The 12,010-nt window shown below is 34.6% G+C and carries 10 protein-coding genes; 1 reads left to right on the plus strand and 9 read right to left on the minus strand.

Going from position 1 to position 12,010, the window contains the following annotated elements; all coding sequences use genetic code 11:
* Window positions 1-172: 172 nt before the first annotated feature.
* The 4 genes from MWH25_RS11590 to pcrA form a co-directional block, all read right to left on the minus strand.
* Window positions 173-610, minus strand: coding sequence for a peptidylprolyl isomerase (locus tag MWH25_RS11590; protein WP_248627810.1), 438 nt, complete (start codon window positions 608-610; stop codon window positions 173-175).
* A 272-nt stretch (window positions 611-882) separates the two neighbouring features.
* On the minus strand, window positions 883-2,868 hold the full coding sequence (gene ligA, locus MWH25_RS11595; RefSeq protein ID WP_248627811.1) for an NAD-dependent DNA ligase LigA: 1,986 nt from the start codon (window positions 2,866-2,868) through the stop codon (window positions 883-885).
* A gap of 152 nt (window positions 2,869-3,020) precedes the next feature.
* Window positions 3,021-3,944, minus strand: coding sequence for a manganese-dependent inorganic pyrophosphatase (locus MWH25_RS11600; RefSeq protein WP_248627812.1), 924 nt, complete (start codon window positions 3,942-3,944; stop codon window positions 3,021-3,023).
* 210 nt (window positions 3,945-4,154) lie between these two features.
* Window positions 4,155-6,251 (minus strand): DNA helicase PcrA, encoded by a 2,097-nt coding sequence (gene pcrA / locus MWH25_RS11605; protein ID WP_248627813.1) that lies wholly within the window; start codon window positions 6,249-6,251, stop codon window positions 4,155-4,157.
* A gap of 115 nt (window positions 6,252-6,366) precedes the next feature.
* Between pcrA and MWH25_RS11610 the strand changes: the two genes are divergently transcribed.
* A complete protein-coding gene (locus MWH25_RS11610; protein ID WP_248627814.1) occupies window positions 6,367-6,900 on the plus strand; it encodes a TlpA family protein disulfide reductase in 534 nt (177 codons plus the stop codon).
* A 64-nt stretch (window positions 6,901-6,964) separates the two neighbouring features.
* Here the strand turns inward: MWH25_RS11610 and MWH25_RS11615 are convergent, their stop codons facing one another.
* From MWH25_RS11615 to MWH25_RS11635, 5 genes are all read right to left on the minus strand, one after another.
* Window positions 6,965-7,225, minus strand: coding sequence for an AbrB/MazE/SpoVT family DNA-binding domain-containing protein (locus MWH25_RS11615; protein ID WP_248627815.1), 261 nt, complete (start codon window positions 7,223-7,225; stop codon window positions 6,965-6,967).
* A gap of 104 nt (window positions 7,226-7,329) precedes the next feature.
* Window positions 7,330-8,706, minus strand: coding sequence for an NAD(P)/FAD-dependent oxidoreductase (locus MWH25_RS11620; protein ID WP_248627816.1), 1,377 nt, complete (start codon window positions 8,704-8,706; stop codon window positions 7,330-7,332).
* A 121-nt stretch (window positions 8,707-8,827) separates the two neighbouring features.
* The gene (locus tag MWH25_RS11625; protein ID WP_248627817.1) at window positions 8,828-9,490 is read right to left on the minus strand and encodes a PrsW family glutamic-type intramembrane protease; all 663 of its coding nucleotides are present in this window, start codon (window positions 9,488-9,490) and stop codon (window positions 8,828-8,830) included.
* 239 nt (window positions 9,491-9,729) lie between these two features.
* Window positions 9,730-10,488, minus strand: coding sequence for an MBL fold metallo-hydrolase (locus MWH25_RS11630; protein ID WP_248627818.1), 759 nt, complete (start codon window positions 10,486-10,488; stop codon window positions 9,730-9,732).
* A gap of 372 nt (window positions 10,489-10,860) precedes the next feature.
* A complete protein-coding gene (locus tag MWH25_RS11635) occupies window positions 10,861-11,823 on the minus strand; it encodes a hypothetical protein (protein ID WP_248627819.1) in 963 nt (320 codons plus the stop codon).
* Window positions 11,824-12,010 lie beyond the last annotated feature (187 nt).

Genomic DNA, 12,010 nt, shown 5'->3' on the forward strand with positions numbered 1-12,010 from the left:
TAGATTGTCTTCACAATACTAGGCGATACTTTTCATATCGCAACAGATCACACCATAATTGTAATAAAATTTCACTTCAAAGCTAATTGACAATTAAACCCTTAAAATCAACAACTAACCATTATACCATTATATCATATGGGATTTTCACCCGCAACAAGAACAGTTCAGACTAATCTTCACTAATTACTATCTTTTCAATTACATCTCCTGCTTCAATCTCGTCAATTACTTCTAATCCTTCTACTACCTTCCCAAAACAGGTATGCTTACCATCTAAATGGGCCGTTCTCTCCCGACCGTGGCAGATGAAAAATTGTGATCCACCTGTATTCTTTCCAGCATGGGCCATCGATAATACCCCTCGTTCATGATATTGCTTATCTCCATCTACCTCACAATCAATAGTATAGCCTGGTCCACCAGTACCAGTTCCTTTAGGACAGCCTCCTTGGATCACAAAATTAGGAATGACCCGATGAAAGGTTAAACCATCATAAAATCCTTCCTCGGCTAATTTACAAAAGTTATCTGCCGTATTTGGTGTAGCCTCATCATAAAGCTCAACCTTCATTGTTCCTTTTTCAGTCTTTATCTCTGCTTTTCTCATTTTTATTCCCCCCACTTTTTATTAGTTTACAGTTGACAGTGTACAGTTTACAGTTAGGGTCAAGAACTTAAAAAACTCAAGTTAAAAGACGAACACATAGGTTCGCTCCTAAAAAAATATTATTTTGCAATGAGAGTTAGATTTTTAATTGCTCTTTATTAGTTGGTTTTTAACTGTACATTGTAAATTGTACATTGTACAGTTGTCTCTTACCTTCCCCCTACGGGTTCTTCGAACCCTTCGTGATGAAAAAATCCGCTCTTAGATTTTTTCTATTCACTATCAATTAAGTCTTTAAAATCTTCTTCATTCAAGATCTCAACACCTAACTTTTGGGCTTTATCATACTTAGAACCAGGGTTATCTCCTACAACCAGATAATCTGTCTGTCCACTGACTGAACTAGTAACTCTACCACCTAACTCAGTAATTGCTCCTTTGGCTTCTGAGCGAGTAAAATCAGCCAACTTACCTGTCAGTACAAACTTCTTTCCTTCTAAAGAAGCTTCCTTCTGTTTGAAATCAGCTTCTAAATTAACTCCAGCTTGTCTTAACTTCTCAATAATCTCTAAATTCTGTTCTTGCTTAAAATAAGCTACAATACTTTGTGCAATCTTAGGGCCAATCTCATCAATCTCCATCAATTCCTCTACTGTGGCTGTTATGAGCTGATCTAGCTGTTGATAATTAGTAGCTAAAACTTGAGCTACTCTGCTACCGACATGTCTAATTCCCAGTCCAAATAATAACCTACTCAGCTTATTATTCTTGCTCTCCTCAATAGCAATTATTACATTCTGACTTGACTTTTGACCCATCCGCTCTAAAGCAGCTAACTGTTCTTGCTTTAAATAATAAAGATCTGCTACATCTTCTACCAAGTCATTTTCCAACAACTGATCAATCAAAGCAGGCCCTACTCCTTCTATATTCATCGCATTTCGTTTAACAAAGTGTAAGATCTCCTCCCTTAATTGGGCAGGACAAGCTCCACCTGTACAGCGAATAACTGCCTCCCCTTCTAGGCGAACTGCTTCAGCTCCACAGACTGGACATTCTTGAGGAAGATTAAACTCTACTTCCTCTCCCGTCCTCTTGTCTGCTAAGACCCTTACCACTTCAGGAATAATATCCCCTGCTTTTTGTACAATCACTCGATCGCCAATCTTAACACCTTTTCGTTCAATCTCATCTTGATTATGTAATGTAGCTCGACTGACCTCTGAACCATCCAAAAATACAGAATCTAAAACGGCTGTCGGAGTCAAGGCGCCTGTTCTACCAACCGTAACCTCGATATCTTTAACTTCAGTCTCTTGCTGTTGGGCGGGAAACTTATAAGCCATCGCCCAGCGAGGATGTTTAGCAGTTCTTCCCAACTGCTCCCTTAAGTTAAGTCGATTGACCTTGATTACAATGCCATCAATTTCATAATTAAGCTCATCTCGCTTAGTAGTCCATTCCTGACAATACTCAACTACTCCTTCAATCTCACTACAGACCTTCCGAGCAGAATTGACCTTAAATCCCAACTCCTCTAGATAATCAAGGCGATCACTATGAGACTCAAAATCTTGGCCCTCAATATATGTACTATCATAAATAAAGATATCCAATGGTCTTCGTGCAGCTACTTTAGGATCAAGTTGGCGAACAGAGCCAGCTGCAGCATTGCGTGGATTAGAAAAAGTATCCAACCCCTCTTCTTCTCGCCGCTGATTTAATTCTAAAAACCGATCTTTTAGCATAAAGACTTCACCTCTAACCTCCAGATCCAGCTCAAGATCCAAATAGAGGGGAATACTTTTAATCGTTCTAATATTGTGAGTTATATCTTCTCCAATCATTCCATTGCCACGTGTTGCAGCTTGAACCAACTTTCCCTCTTCATAAATCACAGAGGTGGATAAGCCATCAATCTTTAATTCTACCACATACTCAACCTTTTCTCCAGCTAATTTTTGGACTCGCTGATCAAAATCATACAGTTCTTGTTCAGAAAAGGATTTAGCCAAACTCAATAATGGTATCTGATGCTCAACCTTTCTGAACTGATCAATCGCCTCCCCCCCCACTCGCTGAGTAGGTGAATTAGACGTCACCAGCTCTGGATATTCCTCTTCAAGTTGCAGCAATTGCTGCATTAATTGATCATATTCTCGATCGGAGATCTGAGGTTGATCTAGCACAAAATAATAATGATTATGTTTTCTAATCTCAGCTCTTAATTCTTCAATCTCTTGCTTAATTCTTTCCATTTATTTCACCTCAAAACTACCACTAATTTTTAGTATGTTCAATTTATAAACAACCATACATCACCATTATTAATTTAAAGATTAACTGCTAAACTCCTTTCTTTTTCTTAGATTAAAAAAGAGCCTGCTAGCAGGCTCTTTTTAATCTGAAATTAAGTTGTCAAGTAATCGGATAAGACAGGAATGATCTGTTTCTTCCGTGATAATACTCCATCTAAATAAACTTCAGAACGATCAACTTCCACATCAAAAGCTTCACCAACAGTTTTTTCTGCTCCTGGAGTAAATAATAATAAACTTCCTTCAGCTAAAATATCAGTTACCATCAAGATTAAAAATTTATAATCATTTTCAGCTACCAACTTCTCACTAGCAGTTATAATCTCATCTTTAATTCCCTCTACCTCAGCTACATCCATTACTTCAATCTGACCGACACCAATTGTCTCACCAGCAAATTCATATTCTTTATAGTCATTTTGAACTAACTCTCTTGGGGATAACTTATTGACTACTGAGCCTGCCTTAAATAGTTTTTTTCCATACTCCTCAATCTCAACTCCTAGTTGTTCAGCTAATCTATTAGCTATCTTTTCATCAGTCACAGTACAAGTTGGAGATCGGAAGATAACTGTATCAGACAAAATAGCGGATAATAATAATCCTGCCATATCATCTGTCAATTCTACATCATTTTCTTGATATAACTTAGCAATTACAGTACAAGTTGAACCTACTGGTTCATTTCTAAAATAAATTGGATTACCAGTTTCGATATCTCCAATCCGATGATGGTCAATAATTTCTTTAACCTCTGCTTCTTCTATTCCTGCAATCGCTTGACTCTTTTCATTATGGTCAACTAAAATAATCTCATCATCTGCGCTAACTTCTTCTACTAACCTAGGAGCTTCAATATCAAATTTATCAAGTACAAATTCAGTTTCAGAGTTAACCTTTCCTATTCTAATTGCTTCTACTTCTTTACCCAACTCTTGTTTTAAATTAGCATAAGTAATAGCAGCACAAATAGAATCCGTATCTGGATTCTGATGACCTACAACATATGTATTCATTTCTTTCTCCTCCTCTATATACTTAATAGTAGTTACTTTATTATTAGAGCTCAAACCTACAATAGAACAACATAAAAATAAAACAAAGATTAAAAGTTTCTTCTTGCTAATTAAAAATACCATTTTACCTCTTGTTTATTAACTATGTCCTTAATTCCCTTTTTATTAAAGTTAATAATTAAGACCAACTATAAATATTAATTGCAATTCTCAATCAAGCTTATCTAGTTGAGCATATTCAGTTGCTAGTTGCTTAATCCCTTCTTGAGGAAAAGAAACTGTTACTTGTTCTAAATCCCCACTAGTATCTATTTCAATTACTGTTCCAGTCCTCCACTGTTGATGGCTCACTTTGTCACCAACAGAAAAGGTAGCTTCTTGCTGTTGTTGGCCCTTCTTTTCAGTTCCAGTAAATAGATGCTCAGGTATATGATCAATAAATCGAGATGGACTATTATACTTGGTCTGTCCATAAACCTTACGCCTTTTAGCATGAGTTAAGTATAATTTTTCTTCAGCTCTAGTAATTCCTACATAACACAATCTCCGCTCTTCAGCAACTCCACCTTCTTCTGATAAAGAACGACTATGAGGGAATAAATCCTCTTCCATCCCTGCCAAAAAGACAATCGGAAACTCTAAACCTTTGGCACTATGAAGGGTTAATAAGACTACTCCAGTATCTTCAGCATCCAACTTATCAATATCAGCAACTAAAGCTACCTCTTCTAAAAACTCTCCTAACGCTCCAACTTCCTCACCAAATTCCTCCATGCTGGCTAGCAATTCATTCAAGTTATCAATTCTATTCTTAGCTTGTTCTGTATCTGCCAGTTTTAGCTGGGCCAAATAACCGGTTTCATCCAGTATCTCTTGAGTTAAATCTACTACTGAAACCTCTTGTTGGCGCTGTTGAAGATAATTGATCAACTCTCCAAACTTTCTAACCTTATTACTGAATCGACTACTGATACTCTCTATTTCTCCAACCCTCTTAACAGCTGCTGACAAAGAAATCCCTGCTTGATTAGCAAATGTTTGTAATCGAGTTAAGGTCGTCTTCCCAATACCCCGCTTAGGAGTATTAATCACTCGTTGCAGACTAATATCATCAGCAGGATTATAGATCAATCGTAAATAAGCTAACAAATCCTTAATCTCCTTACGATCATAAAACTTCAATCCACCGATCATTCGATAAGGAATCTCTTTTCTGATTAAAGATTGTTCTAGACGTCGAGATTGAGCATTGGTTCGATACAAGATTGCAATCTCCTGCCAAGAGTACCCTGCCTGCTGTAACTTTAAGATTTCCTTTGCAATATAATCAGCTTCCTGTTGCCCAGTCTTAGCCTGATGTAAAGTAAGTTCTTCCCCTTCAGGGTTTTCAGTCCATAACTTCTTCGCCTTACGCTGAGGGTTATTACTTACTACACTAAAAGCTGCTGTTAAGATATTTTTTGTTGAACGATAATTCTGCTCCAATTTAATAACTTCTGCTTCTGGATAATCACTTTCAAAATTTAAAATATTGGTAATATCTGCTCCTCTAAATCCATATATACTCTGGTCATCATCGCCTACTACACAAATATTATTATACTTAGCTGCTAATAAATTAGTCAATTGATATTGGGCATGATTCACATCCTGATACTCATCTACTAATATGTATTTAAACTTCTCCTGATAATAACTTAATACTGCTGGATACTCCCTAAATAACTGTACAGTCTTCATAATTAAATCATCAAAATCTAGAGCATTATTCTCTTTTAACTTAGCTTGATAGTGAGGATAAACTTCCTGCACTATTTGAGAAAAATAATCGCTTGCTTGATAATCTTGTGGAGTAATTAATTTATTTTTAGCTTGACTTATTCTACCTAGTATAGCTCGTGGTTTGAATTTCTTAGGATCAAGATCTAACTGCTGTAAAATATTCTTAACTAAAGTCTTCTGATCAGAAGTGTCAAAAATCACAAAATTAGAATCATAATCCAATCTAGTAATCTCTTTTCTTAGAATCCTAACACAGGTTAAATGAAAAGTTCTAATCCAAATTCGCTCACTGTCAGTAGCAACTAAATTCTCAATTCTTTCTTTCATCTCATCAGCTGCTTTATTAGTAAATGTAACTGCTAGAATATTAGCTGGTGCAACATTATAATGATAGATCAGATAAGCAATTCGATGGGTCAAGACTCTAGTCTTGCCACTACCTGCTCCAGCTAAGATCAGAATTGACCCTTTTTGATGTATAACTGCTCTTTTCTGTTCTGAATTTAAATTTTCTAAAATCTCCATCTTAGTTCCCCCTCAGTCCTTACTCAATAATTATAACCTAAAATTTACCTCTTGTCTAATTAAGTTATATTCTATTTTCAAAATTCATATCTTTTACAAAAAGGAGGACAAATTCATGAAAAAGCTTATCCTCTTATTAATCATTATATTATTAATTATCAGTTTCATTATTGGAGGAATTCTAAATCTAATTATTAATTTTAGAAATAATGATCCAACTATCACATCTGAACAAGAATATTTCTTACCTAAAGTTAATCTCAATAATCTTGAAGAGGAGAAGATTAAATTTAAAGAAATCAATCAACCAACCCTCTTACTTTTTTGGCTCCCCCAATCCAAAAGCTGCCAACAACAATTAGAGACCTTAACTACCATCTACGATCAGTATCAAGATCAACTCCAAATCTTAGCTATTGGCATTGGAGCTTTATCTAAAACAGAGTTGAGAGAGATTGCAAAACAAAAATCTATTGCCTTTCCAATTATAATTGACTCACAGGCAAAATTAACTGAAGAATTGCAGATAACTACTATCCCTACTTTACTTCTTTATCATCCCCAACAAGAAAGCCAAAAATTAGTTGGCTTTAAGAATCAACAAGAACTGGAGCAAAAATTAAACAAATATTTTCAAATTAAAAGTTGATCTAAAAAGAGTAAATCAGAGTTGAAATTTCAACTCTGATTTACTCCATGTTTCTCATATTAACTTAAGCCGTTCTTCCAGTTTCATTTCCTGTCATTTCTTCTAAGCATTCAGAACAAATAACTTTTCCTTTGAACTCAACTGTATTTTCTGCGTTTTGACAAAAGATGCAAGCTGGCTCATACTTTTTAAGTATTATTTTTTCATTATCAACATAAATTTCTAATGGATCCTTCGTCTCAATCCCCAGCGTTCTTCTTAATTCAATTGGAATTACCATTCTACCCAAGTTATCTACTTTTCTTACTATTCCCGTTGATTTCATCGTTTTCCTCCTCAATTTGACATATTTCGACTTTGTTTCACTTGATTATATCAGTAATCCCAAAAATTTGCAACCTAATTTTTTATAGACTTTCTATTTTTGACCTATTTTATGATATCTTGACCAATTACAACCCCTGAAACTGAAGCCTGCAACAGACCACGTGTAATTCCTGCTCCATCACCAGCTACATATAGATTATCTACCTTAGTCTCTAGATTATCTTTAACCTCTAATCGGGAAGAATAAAATTTAACTTCAACACCATATAACAATGTATGGCGGGAATAAACTCCAGGACAGATCTCATCTAAAGCCTGTAACATCTCATCAATTGCCACTAAATGTCGATATGGTAATACCAAACTTAAATCACCTGGTGTAGCATCCTTTAAAGTTGGTTCCACTAACCCTCGCTCTATTCTTTCTTCGGTAGATCTTCTGCCATCTAAAAAATCACCAAGCCGTTGAACTAAAACCCTACCTCCTAATAAATTTGCTAGATTAGCTATATTCTGCCCATAAGTAATAGGCTCTTTAAATGGTTCAGTAAACGTCTTGCTAACCAATAAAGCAAAGTTAGTATTATTGCTCTTATTAGTAGCATGACTATGACCATTGACAGTAATTAAACCATTATTATTTTCATTAACTACTTCACCATTAGGACACATACAGAAAGTTCGTACTTTATCATCAAAAGTAGGTGTATAGTGAATAAATTTAGATTCATAAAGAACATCTGTTAACTCTTCCATAATTGCTGCTGGCAATTCTACCCTGACTCCAATATCCACAGGATTAACTGTAGTCTGAATCCCTAAATTTTGAGCCTCTTTGAGCAACCACTCCGAATTTTCTCGACCCGGAGCGACCACTACTATCTCACTCTTTATCTCTTCTCCTTGATTAGTTTTTACTCCTATCGCTTTACTATCAACAGTCAAAATCTCTTCAGCCTTAACTCCAGTTCTAACTTCCACTCCATTTTTTACTAGATATTCTTTCATCTTTGTTAATACTTCTTTACTATATCCTGTCCCCAAATGTCTGATCTGAAATGGGATAAACTTCAACTCTGCCATTGTTGCCTGATTGTGAATTTCTTGAGCTGCCTCATCAGATGGGCCATACACCTTATCCGGTGCCCCAAATTCACAATAAATATCGTCAGCATAGTTGATTAACTCCTCTAATCTCTCTTGACCAATGTACTTATCTAAGTTACCACCAATTTCACTTGATAAAGTTAACTTCCCATCACTAAAGGAGCCTGCCCCTCCCCAACCACAGACAATTGAACAATTATTACATTTTAAACAGTTAGTTCCTTTAGATTTCATAGGACATTCTCTATCAGTAATATCTCTACCTTTTTCTAAAATTACTATATCAAGATTACTCCCTTTTACTAATTCCAAAGCAGTAAATATTCCTGCTGGCCCTCCTCCTACTATTATCACATCATAATTATTAACCATTAAATCATCCCCTTACTAAATAATAGTTTTAAAGCCAAAACCAGTAATTATACTACCACACAAAAGAGCAATATTCAATTATATACTAACATTTTTACTGATAATCAAAATAACATTTGTGTTATTTGAAAGGAGATACCTCTAAAGCTTTAGTAATCAAACTCATTAGATAGAAGTATAACAAGATAATAATTCCAAACATAACATAATTAGAGACTAAACCGCCCAAGATCAAAAAATCATAAACCCCATGCAATAATACAACCTGCACTAACCCAACAATAATTAAACTAGATCTTTTTTCACACTTAGCTTTACCTAAGTAAAAACCCATAATTCCTGAAAAAGAAGCATGAACTAAACTGGTTACAACTGCGCGCACAATCCCTACTCGAAACCCAAAAACGACAGCATACAATAAATTTTCTACTGCTGCAAATCCTAAAGCTACTGAAATAGAATAAATAATTCCATCCAACACTTCATTAAACTCATCCGAATGATAAATTGTATACCATACAACTGCAAATTTGCCTACTTCTTCTACTAATCCGATCACAAAAATTGAAACTCCCAATAAAACAGGTAAATTAGGGGGCTGGGCAATTAAATCTGCAAAAGGTGCTTCAATCAATCCTACTGGAATGACTAATAATGCTCCGTATAAAAATGATCTTAACACTAGATAGACTGGTTCAGGTTCATACTTATCCTTACGATAAAAAAAATAAACCCATAGTAGCCCTGGTATAATAGAGATAATTATTAAATATATTAAATTCATCGCTACCCCTTTCCTAATCAAAATTTTATCAATTCCTCTTCATCTAATTTTATCTTAAGGTAGGTACTCACATATTAATATATCTCAAATTAAATCTACTATACTTATTTTTAACCCCTTTATAAAGTTATTAATAACTTCCCCCCAATATGAAAAAAGCTTTAGCGTGTACAAGCTAAAGCTTAAGAGTTAAATTTAAGTATAAGTTTAAGTAAGAGCTAAACTTAAATTTTATTGTATTAAAATTTTATCGTCAAACCATCATAAGTAAGCGAAATATGCTCAGGTAATTTAGCATTTAAATTATTATACTCAAATTCATGGGATAAATGGGTTAGATACGCTTGAGAAGGATCTAATCTTTCGATAACTTCTAATGACTGTTCTAAACTAAAATGTGTCGGATGAGGCTGATAACGCAATGTTCCTAAGATTAAATATTGAATTCCTTCTAATAACTTAAATGTCTCTTCTGGAATAAAGCTACAATCAGTTATATAAGCTAAATCATCAATTCTATATCCTAAAATATCAACTTCGCCATGCTTGACCACTAAAGGAATTATCTCTGTATTATTAATTTCAAAAGAAGAAGATTTGTGATGTAATGTCGCCTGTGGTAATCCACCTTTTTGCGGATTAGCAGCAAAGATATAACTAAATATCTTTCTCACCTCTTCTAAGGTCTTTCTAGTTCCATAACAAGGAATACTACTTCGTTGTAAATAATTAATTGATCTAATATCATCAAAACCCATTATATGATCAGCATGAGCATGAGTAAACAGAATAGCATCAATTTTTTTAATACTATTCTCTAACAATTGTAATCGTAATTCTGGGGGAGCATCAATTAATATAGCTAACTCTTCTGACTCTAAATAAGCAGAAGAGCGATAACGTCTATTCTTTGGATCTGATGAAGTACAAGTAGGACAATCACAATCAAGAACAGGAACCCCTCGAGAAGTACCTGTCCCTAAAAAAGTAAGTTTCAATTCAATTCCTCCTCTCTATAGTCATCAAACTTTAAGATTAAATTGATATAAAGTGGCACTTTGCCACTTTATATCAGTGTACAGTTTACAGTTGATATGGTTTCTATGTTTTTCCCTAAAGGTCTTGACAAAGACCTTTAGGGACGGTTGACAGTGGATAGAAAAAATCTAAGAGCGGATTTTTTCATCACGAAGGGTTTAAAGAACCCGAAGGAAAACCATTAAAAACTTACACTCTAAACCTGCGAACATAAGGCATTTCAGAGGTCTTAATTTTTTAAGGTTTTGATCTTAACTGTAAACTGTTCACTGTACACTGTCAACTCAATTATGTGTCACAAAGTGACACATAATTGTAATTAAACTCCACTCTTATAAACTGGATAATAACATAACCACCAAGATAACAATTATTATTGCCACTCCAGCAATCAGAAATAATAGATTTTTATCAACTGTTATCTTAGCTACTGAATCTGCTTCTTGCTTATTTAATTCTTCATTTTTGGCTAGGTAAGTCAGTTTAACTTCCGGTTCCACAATCAACTTTCCGTAAATATTAGGGCCAAACTTAATTCGAATCGAGTAACGCTGGGATTCTTCATTAAAATTAATTTCTATAATAGTCCCTACTACCCGACCTTGCTTTTCTTGTAATAAACCACTTAAATACTGTCCTACCTCTCTCTCATCAATCACCTTTACTACTAACTTATCTTCTATATTTAAATCAGTAGCCTTTTTACCACTTGTTGGAGAGATGATTGGTGAACAACTCAAAGTTATCTCTAAGCCTAACTTGTTATTTTCTCCCAACTCTTCTGCTTCAGCATTATCTTCATCCTCTTTATTTAATTCATGTTCAGGAAATAATTCAGGATAAATCTTTTGTAATTCTTCTTCATCTTTAAGTTCAAACTTGACTTCCAAACTAATCTGTTCTTGAATTAAATCTTCCAACTTTTCTTTAAGTAACTTCTTAATCTCAGTCGCAACATCGAATTGGCCCCATCTTACTAACTCATCTACCTCTTGTTCACTAAAACTTCTCTTTAAGTCACTAGCAAACTCTTGCTCATCATGGCTTTCCTCTTTAGCAAGCGACTCCAGCTTTTTTATAAACTTTTGCTTGTCAACCTCCTTTAGTTCAGCTTTACTACTCAAGGCTAAGTTCAACTTGATAAATCTTCGTTCCTTAGAATCTATAACTATAACAAACAGACCATAAGTCTTACTATAACCACCATAACTAAATCTTCCACAAACGATCAAATTATCCTCTGTTTCTAACCGAACAGCCTTATCCCCTTGTTCGAGCTCAGCTTTTTCTACCATGATCTCCACCAACCCTTTTTATTTATAATCAAATCTACAATTAAGTTTAAGGTTAAGTCTAAGTTTAAGTAAGACCTTATGGTTTTAATGGTTGGCTCAACCTTAAACTCAGCCTTAAACTTAAGCTGTTGTGTTATGTTAATAATAGGAAATTGTTAACTTGTACTTCACCTTGTTTTTTGGTATA

The organism is Natroniella acetigena (genome assembly GCF_023227745.1).
In the GTDB taxonomy this organism is placed as follows: Bacteria; Bacillota; Halanaerobiia; order Halobacteroidales; family Halobacteroidaceae; genus Natroniella; species Natroniella acetigena.

Coding starts and splice junctions, on each gene's coding strand:
- MWH25_RS11590 (WP_248627810.1), bottom strand. CDS start 610: ATGAGAAAAGCAGAGATAAAGACTGAAAAAGGAACAATGAAGGTTGAG.
- ligA (WP_248627811.1), bottom strand. CDS start 2,868: ATGGAAAGAATTAAGCAAGAGATTGAAGAATTAAGAGCTGAGATTAGA.
- MWH25_RS11600 (WP_248627812.1), bottom strand. CDS start 3,944: ATGAATACATATGTTGTAGGTCATCAGAATCCAGATACGGATTCTATT.
- pcrA (WP_248627813.1), bottom strand. CDS start 6,251: ATGGAGATTTTAGAAAATTTAAATTCAGAACAGAAAAGAGCAGTTATA.
- MWH25_RS11610 (WP_248627814.1), top strand. CDS start 6,367: ATGAAAAAGCTTATCCTCTTATTAATCATTATATTATTAATTATCAGT.
- MWH25_RS11615 (WP_248627815.1), bottom strand. CDS start 7,225: ATGAAATCAACGGGAATAGTAAGAAAAGTAGATAACTTGGGTAGAATG.
- MWH25_RS11620 (WP_248627816.1), bottom strand. CDS start 8,706: ATGGTTAATAATTATGATGTGATAATAGTAGGAGGAGGGCCAGCAGGA.
- MWH25_RS11625 (WP_248627817.1), bottom strand. CDS start 9,490: ATGAATTTAATATATTTAATAATTATCTCTATTATACCAGGGCTACTA.
- MWH25_RS11635 (WP_248627819.1), bottom strand. CDS start 11,823: ATGGTAGAAAAAGCTGAGCTCGAACAAGGGGATAAGGCTGTTCGGTTA.